16 protein-coding genes are annotated in these 17,470 nt (G+C 42.2%); 10 read left to right on the top strand and 6 right to left on the bottom strand.

Annotated elements, in window-relative coordinates:
• Positions 1–29 precede the first annotated feature (29 nt).
• From BO26_RS19375 to modE, 3 genes are all read right to left on the bottom strand, one after another.
• Entirely contained in the window at positions 30–857 is an 828-nt protein-coding gene (locus BO26_RS19375) for a CPBP family intramembrane glutamic endopeptidase (RefSeq protein ID WP_036774402.1), read from the bottom strand.
• A 174-nt stretch (positions 858–1,031) separates the two neighbouring features.
• Positions 1,032–2,507, bottom strand: a complete 1,476-nt coding sequence (gene modF / locus BO26_RS19370) for a molybdate ABC transporter ATP-binding protein ModF (RefSeq protein WP_036774401.1) — start codon at positions 2,505–2,507, stop codon at positions 1,032–1,034.
• 88 nt (positions 2,508–2,595) lie between these two features.
• On the bottom strand, positions 2,596–3,387 hold the full coding sequence (modE, locus tag BO26_RS19365; RefSeq protein WP_036774450.1) for a molybdenum-dependent transcriptional regulator: 792 nt from the start codon (positions 3,385–3,387) through the stop codon (positions 2,596–2,598).
• A 135-nt stretch (positions 3,388–3,522) separates the two neighbouring features.
• Here modE and BO26_RS19360 point away from each other — a divergent pair, with 135 nt between their 5' ends.
• The 4 genes from BO26_RS19360 (at position 3,523) to modC (ending at position 6,493) form a co-directional block, all read left to right on the top strand.
• Positions 3,523–3,705, top strand: a complete 183-nt coding sequence (locus BO26_RS19360; protein WP_036774399.1) for an AcrZ family multidrug efflux pump-associated protein — start codon at positions 3,523–3,525, stop codon at positions 3,703–3,705.
• A gap of 249 nt (positions 3,706–3,954) precedes the next feature.
• Positions 3,955–4,725 carry a molybdate ABC transporter substrate-binding protein gene (gene modA / locus BO26_RS19355; RefSeq protein ID WP_036774398.1) on the top strand — a complete coding sequence of 257 codons (771 nt, stop codon included), beginning with the start codon at positions 3,955–3,957 and terminating at the stop codon, positions 4,723–4,725.
• Between the two features lie 17 nt (positions 4,726–4,742).
• Complete coding sequence (gene modB / locus BO26_RS19350; RefSeq protein ID WP_036774397.1) at positions 4,743–5,435, top strand: molybdate ABC transporter permease subunit; 693 nt, start codon at positions 4,743–4,745, stop codon at positions 5,433–5,435.
• Positions 5,429–6,493: a molybdenum ABC transporter ATP-binding protein ModC gene (gene modC, locus BO26_RS19345; RefSeq protein ID WP_036774396.1), complete on the top strand. Its 1,065-nt coding sequence runs from the start codon at positions 5,429–5,431 to the stop codon at positions 6,491–6,493. The genes modB and modC overlap by 7 nt, the downstream gene beginning before the upstream one ends.
• 111 nt (positions 6,494–6,604) lie before the next feature.
• Here the strand turns inward: modC and BO26_RS19340 are convergent, their stop codons facing one another.
• Positions 6,605–7,423 (bottom strand): pyridoxal phosphatase, encoded by an 819-nt coding sequence (locus tag BO26_RS19340; RefSeq protein WP_036774395.1) that lies wholly within the window; start codon positions 7,421–7,423, stop codon positions 6,605–6,607.
• Positions 7,424–7,570: 147 nt separating this feature from the next.
• Between BO26_RS19340 and pgl the strand changes: the two genes are divergently transcribed.
• Positions 7,571–8,560 (top strand): 6-phosphogluconolactonase, encoded by a 990-nt coding sequence (gene pgl / locus BO26_RS19335; RefSeq protein WP_036774393.1) that lies wholly within the window; start codon positions 7,571–7,573, stop codon positions 8,558–8,560.
• Between the two features lie 113 nt (positions 8,561–8,673).
• On the opposite strand, the gene bioA is transcribed toward pgl, so the two are convergent.
• Entirely contained in the window at positions 8,674–9,945 is a 1,272-nt protein-coding gene (gene bioA / locus BO26_RS19330) for an adenosylmethionine--8-amino-7-oxononanoate transaminase (RefSeq protein ID WP_036774392.1), read from the bottom strand.
• Between the two features lie 95 nt (positions 9,946–10,040).
• On the opposite strand from bioA, the gene bioB reads away from it, so the two are divergent.
• The 5 genes from bioB (at position 10,041) to uvrB (ending at position 16,421) form a co-directional block, all read left to right on the top strand.
• Complete coding sequence (gene bioB / locus BO26_RS19325) at positions 10,041–11,078, top strand: biotin synthase BioB (RefSeq protein WP_036774390.1); 1,038 nt, start codon at positions 10,041–10,043, stop codon at positions 11,076–11,078.
• Positions 11,078–12,229, top strand: coding sequence for an 8-amino-7-oxononanoate synthase (gene bioF, locus BO26_RS19320; RefSeq protein WP_036774389.1), 1,152 nt, complete (start codon positions 11,078–11,080; stop codon positions 12,227–12,229). The genes bioB and bioF overlap by 1 nt, the downstream gene beginning before the upstream one ends.
• Complete coding sequence (bioC, locus tag BO26_RS19315) at positions 12,213–12,980, top strand: malonyl-ACP O-methyltransferase BioC (protein ID WP_036774387.1); 768 nt, start codon at positions 12,213–12,215, stop codon at positions 12,978–12,980. The genes bioF and bioC overlap by 17 nt, the downstream gene beginning before the upstream one ends.
• Positions 12,973–13,653, top strand: a complete 681-nt coding sequence (gene bioD, locus BO26_RS19310) for a dethiobiotin synthase (protein WP_036774386.1) — start codon at positions 12,973–12,975, stop codon at positions 13,651–13,653. Before bioC ends, bioD begins: the two co-directional genes overlap by 8 nt.
• Positions 13,654–14,411: 758 nt before the next feature.
• Positions 14,412–16,421 (top strand): excinuclease ABC subunit UvrB, encoded by a 2,010-nt coding sequence (uvrB, locus tag BO26_RS19305; protein ID WP_036774384.1) that lies wholly within the window; start codon positions 14,412–14,414, stop codon positions 16,419–16,421.
• Positions 16,422–16,437: 16 nt separating this feature from the next.
• Here uvrB and yvcK read toward each other — a convergent pair whose 3' ends face one another.
• Entirely contained in the window at positions 16,438–17,346 is a 909-nt protein-coding gene (gene yvcK / locus BO26_RS19300) for a uridine diphosphate-N-acetylglucosamine-binding protein YvcK (protein WP_036774383.1), read from the bottom strand.
• Positions 17,347–17,470: the final 124 nt, after the last annotated feature.

The raw sequence follows: 17,470 nt of genomic DNA, 5'->3' as shown, positions 1-17,470 counted from the left end.
GTAAATATATATCGGGTAAATTTGATGTGTTACAACGTTGTCACCAGTTTGATTGGGTAAGTGAAGAACAATAAATGAACCAAATTAAGAGTGAAATGGAACCCAACAGCTACCCACAGGCGGCCACTCCACATCCAGGCCAATCCGTATATTAATCCTGCGAGTGTTGCGAAAATCACTAACAATGGACCACCAGCGAAGTGAGCTCCTCCAAAAATTAAGGCAGTGATAATCAGTGCAAAATATGGGTGAACCCACTGACTCAGCCTCTGTTGAATATAACCACGGAATAGCGCTTCTTCTGCCAGAGAAACGAAGAAAATATTGGCCAGAATAAATGTGGGTAACCATTGTGGCATATGCAGTTCGACCGCAAGTCCTCCGAGAGCCGTTGCTATGCTTAATAGTACAGGAATAGTAATAGCTAAGATTATCCATGCATAAGGCCGAACTTTTGCCAGAGGTTTTGTTGTGAACAATCCAGGCATGCAACATAACAGCAGGAAAGGAATAAGTGCTTTATCAAAGTTGAAATACATCGAAAATGGCGCACTATGAGGACCTGCCTGAACTTTATCGAGATATTTCAGGTTATTAAAGCCAGGAATCAGATGCAGGAATAATGCGACACCAAAAGCGAGTAATAGCAGCTCAGTGGTAATTTTGATGACGTTATTTTGCTGAAAATAGATACGTAGCGCACCTAACACAAAAATAATGGCAATAGTGGCAATCGCCGGATAAATCACAGTCTGCGTGACAAATCCGGTAATAACGGAGGCTAGTAGAACAATAAGTGCAGCAGTGCGGTGTATAGCTAATAACGCCAGTGATATGGCAAGTAAACCCCAAATCATATGTTTCCCTTTATTTTTAATAAGTTAAAAGAAAAAATCAGAAAAGTAGATCAAAAATTGATGATGGATGTTATTAGTGAGCAAAAAATAATAATGTATGACGATTAAATTGCGATGCTTTTTTCACTGGTCGGATAAGTATTCCCGTTGATAACAACGGGTAATTATCAGGAATCAATCGGAAGTTTTCTCGGTTTTGTAGCGGTATATATCACCATCGGGAATAAACATCAGCCGGTGAGTGATACATCGTGGGGCATCTTCCTGGTGATGAGAAACAAACAGGAGTTGAGTATCTCCGTCAGCGATCATGATATCGATGAAACGTAATACCAGCTGACGGTTTAGTGGATCAAGCCCTTGAAGAGGTTCGTCAAGGATCAATAAAGCAGGATGTTTAACCAATGCGCGAGCTATCAGAACCAGTCGTTGTTGTCCCCATGAAAGGCTATGAAATGGGCCGTTAACAACCTGGCCTGATAGTCCCAGTAAGGCTAGCCATTCATTGGCAAGTTGTTGCTGACGATCTGATACCGCTTGATAAAGACCAATTGAATCGAAGAAGCCGGACAGAATGACATTACGAACACTGATGCTAATACGGTATTCCAGATGCATGCTGTTACTGATATAGCCAATATGACGTTTGATATCCCAAATGGTTTCGCCACTGCCACGTTGACGGCCAAAAAGAATCAGTTCATTACTGTAACCTTGAGGGTGATCGCCTGTGATCAGGCTGAGAAGTGTCGATTTTCCTGCCCCATTTTGACCAATAATTTGCCAGTTTTCGCCTGGATTTACCTGCCAATTCAGTCCATATAAAATGGGCTGGTTATTATACTGAACGACACCATTACGTAGAATAATTAACGGCTGATCAGGTGCTAATCGATCATCAATGCGGAGTTCATCCACTTTGGGTAGATGAACTCCATCAAGTTTTTCACTGTGTATGAGTTGAGCAACCAGTGAATCTGCCATCACTTTTTCTCTCGAGCCAACAGATGTTAAATGGCAATCTGCCAGTACTCCAATTTGATTAACGAAATCTGGGATTTCACTGAATCGGTTAAGAATGAGTACTAAAACGATACCTTTTGATGACAATGTTTCCAATAATTCAGCAAATTGACCACGGGCAAATGCATCAAGACCATCAAAAGGTTCATCAAGGATGAGTAAATCAGGTGAAGCCATTAGTGCCTGGCAAAGTACTGTTTTTCGGGTTTCACCGGTAGAAAGATATTTAAAACGACGGGAAAGTAAATCCATAATGCCGAACTGTTTTGCCAGCTCCAGACAGAGTTCATTATCTTTATGATGAAGCTGAATAATTTCCGCCGCAGTACGACCGGTGTCATCTTCATCATCACTTAATAGATCAGTGTTGTTGCGCTGCCATTCTTCTTCAATCAGTTTTTGTAATTGTTCAGAAGAGACTCGGGTACATGTGCGAAATGAGCAGTTGCGCTCACCAGAAAGTTGGATTAATTCATTTGAAAGCGCGCGGGCTAATGATGATTTTCCGCTGCCGTTAGCACCAATAAACGCCCAACTTTCGCCAGAGATGATTTTCAGTGACGGCAATTGTAAAGTATGGGTATTACTTAAACGGAAATTGCCTTGCGTTATTTGCAATTCAGACATCTTTTATTCCTTTTTAAGCAACGCAAATAAGTTCCCACAAATAAGCGGAATTGACGCTGAATGTCAATATTAACTTTTAATTAACATTCTAGCAAAGAGTTGCAATAATTACCTGATCAGCATTAAAAAGCGCCGTGATTTTATCTTTAGGGTGTAGTTTCAAATTGTCAGCTTCTTGATTAGACAGAGTAGAACAAAGGGTTTCTCCACCATCGAGAACGATGATGACTTCTGTGCTCTCTTCTCCGGTTTCGATTTGGCTGATTTGGCCTGTCAGTGCATTATCAAAATGGCTGACTGGGAATTGCTCTTTGGTTAGTTTCACCCAAGGCGCTTTAATCAGGGCCAATACTTCCTTACCTTTTACCAGACTAAGGCGGTTAGCACTTTGCTTTGTCAGGGCTGCATTCAGTGATGTTTGACCATTTGCCAACAATATGCGGACATGCTGCTGTACCTGATTGTGGTCACGATCAGTAATTGTGCCGAAAAATTGATTACGGGCGCTGGTTTGTAGGGAAAAATGGGAAATCGCAGCTAATAAGCTATTGAGGGGAAGTTTATCATCTTTCAACACATCAAAGGCTTTTTGTTGGATTTGTGTCAGTAAATCATAAAGTTGTAACAGACGTTCACCATAATTAGTCAGATTTGCTCCGCCGCCACCTTTGCCTCCGGTAGCTCGGTCTACCAATATTTCATCTGCCAGCTGATTCATTTCGTTGATGGCATCCCAAGCGCTTTTATAACTGATGCCAGCCAGTTTTGCTCCCTGACTGATAGAACCAGTTGTTTTAATCTGTTTTAGTAATAATATTCGCCGCGGATCTGCGAATAACTGTTGTTGTAATTTCAGTGTTAATAGAATTTCTGCTTGCATAATAATTTTTTTCAGGAAATAAAATTGTAAATTTTTATTGGTTAACCCGCAAAAACGCACGTTTAGCCGGTTATAGTTGTTTGTCTTTGTTTAGAATGATACCAATTATAGCGCTATTACTTGCTATGGTTAAAAATGTGTTATGTTGTCGGCTCATTTTATGAGCCATTATGTGAGGCTATTATGTTTGAATTGATTAAAAGTATGACTTTCGCACTGGTTATGGTACCAGTAGTGACAGCCGGAATTTTATGTTTAATTTATGGCTTTGGGGAACTGTTTAATATGATTTCCCGTATTGGTCATTCTGAAAAGTAAAATTAATATTTCTTTGCACACCAGATGCGATTTTAATTACCCGACGGTATGTCGGGTAATTTGTTTTAGCTCGCTGCAATTAGTTCATTTTTACTCACATGATTTTATTGTTATAGCATATTAATTCAAATTAAATCAGATAGTGAAAGTTGCTCACAACTTGCCGATTAATATTGAGATAGTCTTCCATTTAACGCTATATCTTGTTATATACAACGAACTAATTGGTGATAAACAGGTGGGAAACAGATGAAAAAGAGTTTTAGTAAGCTGTTGACGGGAGTTGTTTTTTCTTTTTCTTTGGTGTGGCAGGTGTGGGCTACGGAAAAAGTAACAGTATTCGCTGCTGCCTCACTGACCAATGCACTGGATGATATTTCGAGACAATATAAGCAAGAGACAAAAGGGGATGTGGTGGCTTCTTATGCATCATCTTCTACTTTGGCTCGTCAGATTGAACAAGGCGCTCCGGCAGATATTTTTATTTCCGCAGATCAGCAGTGGATGGATTATGTTGCTGGGAAGCAACTGATCATTAATAAAACCCGCTTTACTATTCTAGGAAATCAATTAGTTCTGATTGCGCCGAAAGGCAGCAAGCTCAATCAAGTTGAGATTAATAAAGAGACAACATGGAGATCTTTGCTGAATGGTGGTCGCCTTGCAGTCGGGGATCCGGATCATGTTCCTGTAGGTATTTATGCCAAAGAATCGTTGCAGTATTTGGGAGCATGGGAGACGGTTAATCCTCTGTTGGCTCGTACCAGTAATGTGCGCAGTGGTATGGCATTGGTGGAACGTGCTGAAGTACCGTTGGGGATTGTTTATGGTTCAGATGCAGTTGCCAGTGATAAAGTCAAAGTTGTGGGGATTTTCCCGGAAGAGAGCCACAAACCTGTTGAATATCCAATGGCAATTATCAAAGATCATAGTAATCCGGTAGTTCTCAGCTTTTATGAATATTTGAAAACTCCTGAAGCCGCAGCAATTTTCAAACGCTACGGTTTTCGACCACTTTAGGAGTAAATCTTTTGGAGATGTTGAGTGAATACGAATGGCAAGCCATTATCCTGAGCCTGAAAGTTTCAGGTATGGCGGTGTTATTCAGTCTGCCATTTGGGATTTTGATGGCGTGGATTCTTGTTCGTTTCCGGTTTCCCGGTAAATCCTTACTTGACAGTATCATCCACTTACCGCTGGTCTTACCGCCAGTGGTAGTGGGATATTTACTGTTGATCAGTATGGGGCGTCGTGGATTTATTGGTGAATGGTTATATGATTGGTTTGGAATAAGTTTTGCGTTCAGTTGGTGTGGTGCTGCGCTGGCTTCTGCTGTTGTTGCTTTTCCGCTGATGGTCAGATCAATACGTCTGGCGCTGGAAAGTGTTGACCGACGTTTGGAACAGGCTGCCCGTACTCTGGGAGCCAATCCATTTAGAGTATTTTTTACCATTACACTTCCCCTTTCTTTGCCAGGTGTCATTGTGGGTACTATTCTGGCATTTGCTCGTTCATTAGGTGAATTTGGGGCAACTATTACCTTTGTATCTAATATTCCAGGTGAAACACGGACAATCCCTTTGGCAATGTATACCCTGATTGAAACGCCTGGAACAGAGATTGCTGCGGCTCGTTTATGTATCATTGCGATTATTCTTGCATTGGTGTCACTGATGATTTCTGAGTGGTTAACCCGTTGGGGCAGGAAACGTCTGGGGGCAGTATGTTAGCGTTGGATTTTGGAAAACAACTTGGTGATCTGCATTTACAGGTTAACACGCAGTTGCCAACAGAAGGTATCACGGCTGTTTTTGGTCTTTCAGGTGCCGGGAAAACTTCACTGATAAATGTTATTGCCGGCTTGATACGTCCACAGAAAGGGCGGGTTATTCTCAATGATCGTACATTGGTGGATATTGAAAAAGGTATTTGCTTGTCACCAGAGCAGCGTCGTATAGGTTATGTTTTTCAGGATGCGCGGCTTTTTCCTCATTATCGGATAAAAGGTAATCTTCAATACGGTATGTCTCCGGTGATGAAGCCGAAATTTGATAGCATTATTGGTTTGCTAGGGATTGAGCACTTATTATCTCGCTTTCCTATGACATTATCCGGTGGTGAAAAACAGCGGGTCGCTATTGGTCGAGCTTTGTTGACTGCTCCTGAGCTGCTTTTAATGGATGAGCCGCTAGCATCTTTAGATCTTCCCCGTAAACGGGAATTGTTGCCTTATCTTGAAAGACTTTCTGAGGATGTCAAAATTCCGATCTTGTATGTTAGCCACAACTTGGATGAAATTCTTCGCCTGGCTGAAAATGTGATTGTGTTGGATAACGGAAAAGTCAGGGCTACCGGGAAATTGGAAGAAGTTTGGTCCAGCAATGCACTACGCCTTTGGTTACAAAAAGAGACGCTTAGTAGTATTTTGAATGTTTCAATGGTGGAACATCATACTCGTTATGCAATGACAGCGGTAGCGCTAGCTGACCAGGCTTTATGGTTGCCGAAAATTGATGTTCAACCGGGAACTGATTTGCGTATCAGAATAGATGCTTCAGATGTTTCATTAGTATTGGAACCGCCTCGTGGTAGCAGTATCCGTAATATTTTGGCGGCGAAAGTGGTTGAATTTTTTGATGATGATGGACAGGTAGATGTTAAATTGACGTTGAGCGGTCATTATTTATGGGCAAGAATTACTCCGTGGGCAAAGCATGAACTTAATTTGCGGCCAGGGCAATGGCTTTATGCTCAAATAAAAAGCGTTTCTCTAAACCGGCAACTGTAATATTTGTCCTTGATTTGCCATCTTTTCCCCGAAAGGGACACCCACTGACGCTATTGTGGGTCCCTTTGAGAATATTCCTGAGAGTAGCTTTGTGGGTATCGTTATCAGCAGTTAAAGGACATATTTGCGAATAACTTCGGCAATACCGGGCTGAGTATTATCCAGAGTTACCAGATCAGCACATTCCTTGACAGCATCCACACTATTACCCATAGCAACACCCAAGCCGGCGGTTTCCAGCATGCTCAGGTCATTAAAGTTATCACCAAAGGCGATAACATCTTTCATGCTCATTCCCTGTGATTCAACCCACTGTTTCAAACGCATTCCTTTACTGTTGCCTTTTTTGGCGATATCTACTTGATCAAACCATGACCATTCACATTCCAGACCTATATCATTTTCGATCTGTTCAGTAATTTCTCGTAGTTTGACCAAATCAGGAGAACAGGTGGCAAATTTCCAGATAAATCGCACTTTGCTAATGGCATGCTGAAAACTACTGACATGCTGCATATTTGGGCGTTGAGATTCAGGCAGGGTTTCAGACCATTTCATGGTACGGGCAATTGTGTCATGCAGTTCTTCATATAGCATGGCATCATCCACATACATCAGATGCTGAATATCTGTGCCCTGCAAGTATGTGAGAACTTTTATGGCTTCCTGAGATGATAGCGGATCTGAGGCTAATACTTTCTTTTCGTGGTAATCATACAGATAAGCACCATTACAGCAGATAGCAGGAGTATCTAGCTGCAAAGCCTGATAAAAAGGGTGGATAGCGACATGATGTCGGCCAGTAACAATCAGTACCTTAACACCCGCCTGACGGGCTTCATTCACGGCAACGAGTGATTCTGGCAAGATATTCTTTTGGGGAGCCAGTAATGTACCATCAAGATCCAAGGCAATAACGCGATATGTCATAGATTAGCCTCATAACTATATATAATGTAACAATATTACACTGTAACTGAATAAAGTTAAGCCAATTGTGCTATGAGTTTAACTGATAAATTGATTAAAGAGTCGTTACAGGTCAATAGAATAGTAACGGATAATTGAGGAGTGAAGATGAAACAAGTGGTTTATACAGCGAGTCCAAACAGTCGTCAAATTCATGTTTGGAACCTGAATAATACGGGTGAGTTATCGTTGATTCAGGTAGTTGATGTGCCGGGAGAAGTGCAGCCCATGGTGGTGAGTCCGGATCGTAAGCACCTTTATGTTGGGGTCCGTCCACAATTTAGTATTGTCACTTACCAGATTGGCGCTAATGGAGAGTTAGTGCAGCAAGGAATCTCACCAATACCAGGCAGCCCGACGTATATTTCTACTGATAAGCAAGGCCGTTTTTTGTTCTCTGCTTCTTATAGCTATAACAATTTGAGTGTCAATCCAATTGATGATCAAGGCATTGTCGGTGCGCCTGTTCAGGTCATTGAAGGCTTGCAAGCTCCGCATTCAGCCAATATTGATTGGGATAATAAACAGTTATTGATTCCTTGTCTGAAAGAAGATCACACGCGTATTTTTGAGATGACAGCAGAGGGTTTTCTGGTCGAGAAGCGTGCGGAGGAAGTGACTACAGTAACGGGTGCTGGTCCTCGCCATATGGCTTTCCACCCGAATCAACAGGTGGTTTATGGTATTAATGAATTGGACGCGACTGTTGATGTTTATCGTAAGTGGGAAAAATACCGGATTGTTCAGACTATCGATTCATTGCCGAAGGATTTTACTGGTGTTCGTTGGTCCGCGGATATTCATATTACACCGGATGGTCGCCACCTTTATACTAGTGAACGCACCTCAAGCCTGATTAGTCATTTTATTATTTCACCGGATGGTTTTAATCTGACTCTGGCAGGGCATTATAAAACTGAAACTCAACCCCGCGGTTTTGCCATCGATCACAGTGGGAAATACTTGATTGTATCCGGTCAGAAATCTGACCATATCTCAGTTTCTTCTATTGATAAATATACCGGTAAATTGACTGAATTAAACCGTTATCCTGTTGGGAAAGGTCCAATGTGGGTAACAGTGCTGGCAATAAATTAATATGTTAATGGTGATAATGGACAGATAGCAGATGTTTGCTCTTTTGTTCCATTATCACCGGCTGAACTTATGCGTTATCCGTAACTTCAGGAAATTTGTTTAATAACAGGAAATCACAAATTGATCGCACTGGAAATAGCCTTTGTCAGATGCGAAAGCTGCTCTGGTTGAATAATATAAGGTGGCATCAAATAAATCAGTTTGCCAAATGGCCTAATCCAGACGCCTTTAGAGACAAAATGGTGTTGTAGTATAGCCATATCTACAGGCTGTTTCATTTCTACCACGCCAATAGCACCTAATACCCGGACATCAGCGACTTTTTCATGGGATTTTAGTGGCATCAGCTCAGTATTTAATTGGTTTTCAATAGATTTAATTCGCTGTTGCCAGGGGCTTTGTAGTAACAATTTTAAACTGGCTTCTGCTACAGCACACGCTAATGGGTTTCCCATGAATGTTGGGCCATGCATAAAACAGCCTGCTTCACCGTTGCTGATAGTATCGGCTACTTTACGCGTTGTCAGCGTTGCTGATAGTGTCATATAACCGCCTGTTAGTGCTTTTCCTACACATAAAATGTCCGGTTCAATTTCAGCGTGTTCACAGGCGAACAATTTCCCGGTGCGCCCAAAACCGGTGGCAATTTCATCCGCAATTAGCAGAATCTGATGTTGATTACAGAGCGTTCTAACCTGACGTAGATATTCGGGATGATAAATCCGCATTCCCCCGGCACCTTGCACAACAGGTTCCAGGATCACAGCAGCAATCTCATGGGAATACTGCTCCAGCAATGTGCTGAATGGGACGATATCCTGTTGATCCCACTGAGAATTGAAGCCACACTGAGGCGATTCGGCAAACAGATGGGGGGGGAGATAGCCTTTGTAAAGATTATGCATCGAATTGTCGGGATCACAGACAGACATAGCGCCGAATGTGTCACCATGATAACCATGACGTAGTGTCAAAATGCGCTGACGTTTTTCACCTTTTGCTTGCCAGTATTGCAATGCCATTTTCAGCGCTACTTCCACCGCAACAGAACCTGAATCAGCCAGAAATACACATTCGAGCGTTGGTGCAGAGATCGCCACTAACTGCCTGCATAGTGCGATCGCAGATGGGTGAGTTATTCCACCAAACATCACATGAGACATCTTATCAATCTGAGCTTTAGCGGCCTGATTCAGTACTGGATGGTTGTATCCATGAATAGCAGACCACCATGAAGACATACCATCTATCAGCTTACGACCATCAGCTAATTCTAGTTCTATCCCAGAAGCGCGAACAACAGGGTAAACCGGAAGCGGTTTAGTCATGGAGGTATAAGGATGCCAGATATGGCGCAGATCAAATTCAATATCAGAAGAAATCATAATGGATATATGTAAACTAATTTATTTAAAATTGGTTGACAGTATAACGACATTATTTAAACTGACGAGACTTTTTTCACATTGGAGATGTCATTGTGATTGAACGCAAGCAATGGACAATTAAGCAGGCACAAGAACTGTTCGGTAAGCCTTTTTTTGAATTATTATTTCAAGCACAACAGGTTCACCGTATGCATTTTGACCCACAACAGGTACAGGTCAGTACATTACTTTCCATCAAAACGGGCGCTTGCCCGGAAGATTGCAAATATTGCCCGCAAAGTTCCCGTTATAAAACAGGTCTTGAAAAAGAACGGCTGTTGGAAGTAGAACAGGTCATTGATTCTGCTCGTAAAGCTAAGAACGCTGGTTCTACTCGTTTTTGTATGGGGGCGGCGTGGAAAAATCCTCATGAACGGGATATGCCTTATCTGGAAAAAATGGTTAAGGAAGTCAAAGCATTAGGGATGGAAACTTGCATGACACTTGGCATGCTCAATGGTTCACAGGCTCAGCGATTGGCGGATGCGGGATTAGATTATTACAACCACAATCTTGATACCTCACCAGAATTTTATGGAAACATTATTACTACCCGGACCTATCAAGACAGGTTGGATACTCTCGATAAAGTACGGGACGCGGGAATAAAAGTTTGCTCTGGTGGTATTGTCGGCTTGGGTGAAGAGATTCGTGATCGGGCCGCTTTGCTGGTGCAACTGGCGAATTTGCCAAAACCGCCGGAGAGTGTACCAATCAATATGCTGGTAAAAGTCAAAGGTACTCCACTGGCTGATAATGAAGATGTAGACCCTTTTGATTTTATCCGCACGATTGCCGTTGCCAGGATCATGATGCCGGCTTCTCATGTTCGGTTATCCGCAGGCCGCGAACAGATGAATGAGCAGACGCAGGCAATGTGTTTTATGGCTGGCGCCAATTCTATTTTTTATGGCTGCAAGTTATTGACTACGCCTAATCCGGCTGAAGATAAGGACTTACAACTATTCCGCAAATTAGGTATTAATCCTCAGCAGACGCAGACAGCATTCGGTGATAATCAGCAGCAACAGCATTTGACTGAAGCCATCATTAATGCAGATAACGAACAATTTTATAATGCGGCATTATGATGAATTGGTCAGCTTATCTCTCCCGACAATTGTCTGAGTTCCGGGACTCTTCTTTATGGCGTCAGCGCCAGGTTAATCAGAAATCAGACGGACGATTTTTATATACCACCGAGGGCAAATATCACAATTTTTCCGGTAATGATTATCTTGGATTAAGTACAAATCCCGCAGTTATTTCCGCATGGCAGCAAGGAGCGGAACAATATGGTGTCGGAAGTGGTGGTTCAGGCCATATTATCGGTTATACAAACGCTCATCAGGTACTGGAACAACAGTTGGCTGATTGGTTGGGTTATCCAAAAGCATTACTGTTTATTTCAGGATATTCCGCTAATCAAGGGGTAATTGCGGCGTTAATGACGAAACAGGATCGAATTATTGCAGATCGTCTGAGTCATGCTTCATTAATGGAAGCTGCCATGCATTCTCCCGCTCAACTACGGCGTTTTCTGCATAATCAACCAGAATCACTTAAGGATTTACTGGCAAAACCCCGTGTTGGAAAAACGTTGGTAGTGACGGAAGGGGTGTTCAGTATGGATGGTGACAAGGCGCCATTGTCTGATATTTATCAGCAAACCAGCGCTTCTGGAAACTGGTTAATGGTGGATGATGCTCATGGTATTGGTGTCTGTGGTGAACAGGGCAGAGGAAGCTGCTGGCAACAGAAAGTAAAACCAGAAATCCTGATTGTGACTTTTGGCAAAGCATTTGGCTTGAGTGGTGCCGCGGTGCTTTGTGATGAACAGACAGCAGAATATCTGATTCAATACTCACGTCATCTTATCTACAGTACTTCTATGCCTCCGGCACAAGCGCAGGCTATTTCTGAAGCGATTCGGCAGATACAATCTGGTGATGAATTGCGTCAACAATTACAACAGAATATTGATTATTTCCGTCAGCGAGCACAGAAATTGCCATTTACCTTGACAGATTCAGCCACGGCTATCCAGCCATTGATTGTTGGCAATAATGAATTAAGTGTGTCTTTATCCCAATATCTGCAGCAAAAAGGTATTTGGGTCAAAGCTATTCGCCCACCAACTGTACCTCCGGGTAGCGCCAGACTACGTATCACATTGACTGCCAGTCATACGCAACAGGATATTGATATGTTGACGGAGGTGTTGGATGAGTTCCGTTGCTGAATCTGTTAATAAGCGGGCGATTGCCGGAGCATTTGGACGAGCAGCTGCCAATTATGATGTTGTGGCAAAATTACAGCAGCAAACAGGTGAATTCCTCATGCAACAAGTGGATGGACATCCTGGAAAATTAGTATTGGATGCTGGCTGTGGTACTGGTTTCTTCAGTCACTGTTGGCGGCAACAGGGGAAGCAGGTGATTGCACTAGATTTGGCAGCGGGTATGTTGGATCATGCCCGTAAACAACGGGCTGCTGACTATTACCTGCAAGGGGATATTGAATGTTTAGGACTTGCTGATGGCAGTGTTGATATCTGTTTTAGTAATTTGGCTGTTCAATGGTGTGATAATTTATCCAGTGCCTTAAAAGAACTTTACAGGGTAACCCGTCCTGGCGGATTGATTCTGTTTTCCACGTTGGCGCAAGGTTCGTTGGATGAATTGAAGCAAGCCTGGCGTGGAGTTGATAATTATCAGCATATTAATCACTTTCTGTCACAACAGACAATTAAAGATGCCTGTCAAGATTTCCGACATCGCTTGATTAGTCAGGTTTATCGTCAGCAATATCCTAATATCCTTCCCCTGTTGGCCTCCTTGAAAGGGATTGGCGCGACTCATCTTCATTGTGGGCGCCAGCAGGGACTGATGACCCGAGGACGATTGACAGCTCTGGAACAGGCTTATCCACGAGAAAATAAATATTTACCTCTCAGTTATCAGATTATTTTTGGAGTCATTTATCGTGACTAAGAGTTGGTTTTTAACGGGTACAGATACTGAAGTGGGTAAAACAGTTGTAAGCTGTGCTTTGCTCCAGGCTGCGAATAAATTGGGATATAAGACTGCGGGTTATAAGCCGGTGGCTTCGGGGAGTGAAATAACACCGGAAGGTATTCGTAATTCGGATGCACTGGCATTAATGGCAAATAGTTCTGTACCTTTGCAATATGATGAAGTTAATCCATTGGTATTTGTTGAAGCGACATCACCCCATATTGTCAGTGCTGATTTGAGGCAACCCATTGATTTTTCTGTTATGTCTGAAGGATTGCGTTGGTTAGAAAATAAAGCGGATTGGGTTTTGATAGAAGGTGCTGGCGGTTGGTATACTCCTTTATCGGAATCGGCGACTTTTGCTGACTGGGTAGTTAAAGAGCAATTACCCGTTATTCTGACAGTTGGTGTAAAACTAGGTTGTATTAATCACGCGATGCTCACCGCAGAAGCTATTAAACTTTCAGAATTACATCTTGCAGGCTGGATAGCTAATGAGGTTGAGCCTGCGGGTAAACGTCAGAAAGAATATTTGGCGACATTAGAACATATATTACCTGCCCCTTTATTAGGCGTTATTCCTCATTTGACGGGAGATTATTTTAACCATTCAGGTGAGTATATAGATTTAAAATTACTGATTAATTGAATTATTATTTATAGCTAATATGCCGGAAGTGTTTTCCGGCATAAAAGATTATATTTTTCAACAAATTCTCTATCGTTTAACAAAGGTAGCTTTGCTATATCTTGATCTTGCATTATTAAAAGTTCTGTTTTGGAAATTAGCATTATTTGCTGTTTAAGGCAGCTTGCCGTAACAGATACTTTTATGCGGATAGAATCGAATAGCTCTAGTTCATTTTGCGCCAAATTTCAATAAGAAAATTCTTATTCTTTTAGCGGACTGATTCATTTTCCTGCAATGAATAATTAGAATTAAAGGTTAAAAGAATGGTAAAAATTTTTACTGATAGAGATTACCTCTTTTATGGGATGATGTTGCAACTTCGTATTGTTAATAGGGTTTGTTGAGTTATCCACTATTCCTGTGGATAACCTTGTGTATTAGACTTAGAAAAGTTGCGCAATGCAAGAAAATACGCGGCTTTCGTTGAGGTTGATGTTATTCTCGTCTTTGTTTTAATTCTATTTAATATCAATAACTTAATTAAAATCAAGCCCGGTGGTTTGGTAATGATGTTTCGTGTTGTCACCTTTCAGTTGATTAGATAAAAAATGGAAAAATCAAGATGATTTTGGGGATAAAATTATATTTATTTTGATGTTAGTGAACTAATTAATAGAGGAGTTACCTGAATTGAGTATGTTTTTGTAAAACAGGCTTGAAGCTGGTTTTTTATCCAGTATTATAGATGGATTAGTTTTGGAAAAGTGAGATACCTAATGAGTAAGGTGTTCAAATTACATTCTGACTTCGAGCCTGGTGGTGATCAGCCAGAGGCTATTCGTCAATTGCAGGAAGGGTTAGAGGACGGGCTTGCCCATCAGACTCTACTGGGAGTTACGGGGTCAGGTAAAACATTCACTATTGCTAATGTGATAGCTAATTTAAACCGACCAACCATGGTACTTGCTCCAAACAAGACACTGGCGGCTCAGCTTTACAGTGAAATGAAGGATTTCTTCCCTGAGAATGCGGTAGAATATTTTGTTTCCTACTATGATTATTACCAACCTGAGGCTTATGTCCCGAGTTCTGATACTTTTATAGAAAAAGATGCCTCGGTAAACGAACATATCGAACAAATGCGCTTATCTGCTACTAAGGCTTTGTTAGAACGGCGGGATGTGATAGTGGTTGCATCTGTATCGGCTATCTACGGTTTGGGTGATCCGGACAGTTACTTAAAAATGATGCTCCACCTGACCAATGGTATGCTCATTGATCAGCGTTCAATTCTGCGGCGTTTGGCCGAACTGCAATATACCCGTAATGATCAGGCATTTCAGCGGGGTACATTTAGAGTACGTGGTGAGGTAATTGATATTTTCCCGGCTGAATCTGATGAGCATGCCCTGCGTGTTGAACTGTTTGATGATGAAGTGGAGCGGTTGTCACTGTTTGATCCGTTGACAGGACAGGTTCAATACAATGTTCCCCGGTATACTGTTTATCCAAAAACTCACTATGTTACCCCGCGTGATCGCATTATTCAGGCGATGGAACAGATTAAAATTGAGCTTGAGCAGCGCCGCAAAGTATTGCTGGCAAATGGTAAGTTGCTGGAAGAGCAGCGTATTACTCAGCGTACTCAGTTCGATTTGGAAATGATGAATGAACTGGGTTATTGCTCTGGCATTGAAAACTATTCCCGTTACCTTTCTGGCCGTACCGAAGGAGAACCACCCCCAACATTGTTTGATTATCTCCCTGCTGATGGTTTGCTGGTGGTGGATGAATCGCATGTTACTATCCCGCAAATTGGTGGTATGTACCGAGGAGATCGTTCCCGTAAAGAAACGTTAGTAGAATATGGTTTCCGTATGCCTTCCGCACTGGATAACCGACCATTGCGCTTTGAAGAATTTGAAGCACTAGCTCCACAGACAATTTATGTTTCTGCGACGCCAGGTAAATATGAGCTCGAAAAGTCTGGTGGTGATGTAGTGGAGCAAGTGGTGCGTCCTACTGGTTTACTTGATCCTGAAGTGGAAGTCCGCCCGGTAACAACTCAGGTTGATGATCTATTATCTGAAATCCGTATTCGGGCGGTGAAAAATGAGCGGGTGTTAGTCACTACCTTGACTAAGAGAATGGCAGAGGATTTAACTGAGTATTTGGAAGAACACGGTGAGCGTGTTCGTTATTTGCACTCAGATATTGATACCGTTGAACGGGTGGAAATTATCCGGGACCTTCGTTTAGGTGAGTTTGATGTATTGGTAGGCATTAACTTGCTGAGGGAAGGGTTAGATATGCCGGAAGTTTCTCTGGTGGCAATTCTTGATGCTGATAAAGAAGGCTTTCTGCGTTCTGAACGTTCATTAATTCAAACTATTGGACGTGCCGCTCGTAACCTGCATGGTAAAGCGATTCTTTATGGCGATAAGATCACAGATTCAATGGCAAAAGCGATTGGTGAAACGGAACGGCGTCGTGCCAGGCAGCAAATATTTAATGAAGAACACGGTATTGTTCCAAAAGGTCTGAATAAGAAGATCGGTGATATTCTGCAAATTGGACAGCCTACTGGCGGTAAAGGGAAAACCAAAGGCAAAGCGGTTACTGCAACAGAAGCATTTAGCAAGCTATCCGCCAAAGAGTTGGAAAACAAAATCCGCGAGCTGGAAGCGAGAATGTACCAGCATGCGCAGGATCTTGAATTCGAATTGGCGGCTAATGTTCGCGATCAGGTTCAAATATTGCGTGAGCAGTTTATTGCCAGTGCCTGATTGACCAACGCCTTAATTAGCCAAGATTTTGTAGGGTATTTTCTAACGCCTGATGCAGTAATTCACGGTCGTGGCGGTAGGGAATATCCTGTGCTTCCAGTATTTGCTGAATAACAATGCGATCGCTGAGTTCACTCGTATCTGTACAGGGACCAACAATAACTGCATCAATCATCCGGCAGCCAATTTTGTGTTCCATTATTTCCAGCTTATCTTTCAGTGTTAGCTCGGCTGCAGCAGGACTCAATTCTTTTCCAAGATTACCGATATAAATCATATTGGCGTTGCTACGGCGTAGTGTCTGAGTTAAATCTTCGAGTAACAGTAATGGCATCAGACTGGTAAAGAAGCTGCCTGGACCAATAATAATCAGATCTGCTTGAGTAATTGCATCCAGTGCCTCTTTTGTTGCTGTTGCAGGAGGATAAAGCATCAACTCTTGAGGGATACAATTCAATTGATCAACATTAACTTCTCCATAAATAGTGTTGCCTTGGTCATCTATTGCCATCAGGTCAACGGATTGCTCAGACATTGGAATAAGATGAGCATTAACTTTTAACAAACTGCGGATTAAATTAATCGCTTCAAGCGGTCTGACACTTAAATGATCTAACGCTTTAAGCATCAGATTACCTAGGTTATGCCCTGCCAGTTCTCCATTACCACCAAAACGATACTCAAACATTGCTGATGCAACGCTGGGTTCGGTAATGAGCTGATTTAAACAATTGCGGGTATCTCCCCAGGCAATACCACCTTCAGAACGTCGGATTCTTCCTGTAGATCCACCATTATCTGTCGTGGTGACAATGCCTGTCAGGCGGGAGCCTAGTGATGAAAGAGAGGACATGACACGTCCAAGGCCATGACCTCCGCCCAGGGCAACTACCCGATCTAAATCGGCTAATGTGCGGTTTCGCATAGAATTCCTGTTCCTGACTGAACTTATATTTACCGAATAATTTTAGCGTAATTTATTATAAAACACGATTAATTGGATCAATGTCGTGATTTAGTGCGATGTTTTTATCAATGGCCAGATGGTT

Source organism: Photorhabdus australis DSM 17609, assembly GCF_000711895.1.
Classification (GTDB): Bacteria; Pseudomonadota; Gammaproteobacteria; order Enterobacterales; family Enterobacteriaceae; genus Photorhabdus; species Photorhabdus australis.
Note: the sequence above shows the minus strand (reverse complement) of the source record. Positions and strands in the feature narration are given on the sequence as shown.

Bases quoted from the DNA above. Each gene is read 5' to 3' on its own strand.
- BO26_RS19375 (WP_036774402.1), bottom strand. From the start codon at position 857: ATGATTTGGGGTTTACTTGCCATATCACTGGCGTTATTAGCTATACAC.
- modF (WP_036774401.1), bottom strand. From the start codon at position 2,507: ATGTCTGAATTGCAAATAACGCAAGGCAATTTCCGTTTAAGTAATACC.
- modE (WP_036774450.1), bottom strand. From the start codon at position 3,387: ATGCAAGCAGAAATTCTATTAACACTGAAATTACAACAACAGTTATTC.
- BO26_RS19360 (WP_036774399.1), top strand. From the start codon at position 3,523: ATGTGTTATGTTGTCGGCTCATTTTATGAGCCATTATGTGAGGCTATT.
- modA (WP_036774398.1), top strand. From the start codon at position 3,955: ATGAAAAAGAGTTTTAGTAAGCTGTTGACGGGAGTTGTTTTTTCTTTT.
- modB (WP_036774397.1), top strand. From the start codon at position 4,743: ATGTTGAGTGAATACGAATGGCAAGCCATTATCCTGAGCCTGAAAGTT.
- modC (WP_036774396.1), top strand. From the start codon at position 5,429: ATGTTAGCGTTGGATTTTGGAAAACAACTTGGTGATCTGCATTTACAG.
- BO26_RS19340 (WP_036774395.1), bottom strand. From the start codon at position 7,423: ATGACATATCGCGTTATTGCCTTGGATCTTGATGGTACATTACTGGCT.
- pgl (WP_036774393.1), top strand. From the start codon at position 7,571: ATGAAACAAGTGGTTTATACAGCGAGTCCAAACAGTCGTCAAATTCAT.
- bioA (WP_036774392.1), bottom strand. From the start codon at position 9,945: ATGATTTCTTCTGATATTGAATTTGATCTGCGCCATATCTGGCATCCT.
- bioF (WP_036774389.1), top strand. From the start codon at position 11,078: ATGAATTGGTCAGCTTATCTCTCCCGACAATTGTCTGAGTTCCGGGAC.
- bioC (WP_036774387.1), top strand. From the start codon at position 12,213: ATGAGTTCCGTTGCTGAATCTGTTAATAAGCGGGCGATTGCCGGAGCA.
- uvrB (WP_036774384.1), top strand. From the start codon at position 14,412: ATGAGTAAGGTGTTCAAATTACATTCTGACTTCGAGCCTGGTGGTGAT.
- yvcK (WP_036774383.1), bottom strand. From the start codon at position 17,346: ATGCGAAACCGCACATTAGCCGATTTAGATCGGGTAGTTGCCCTGGGC.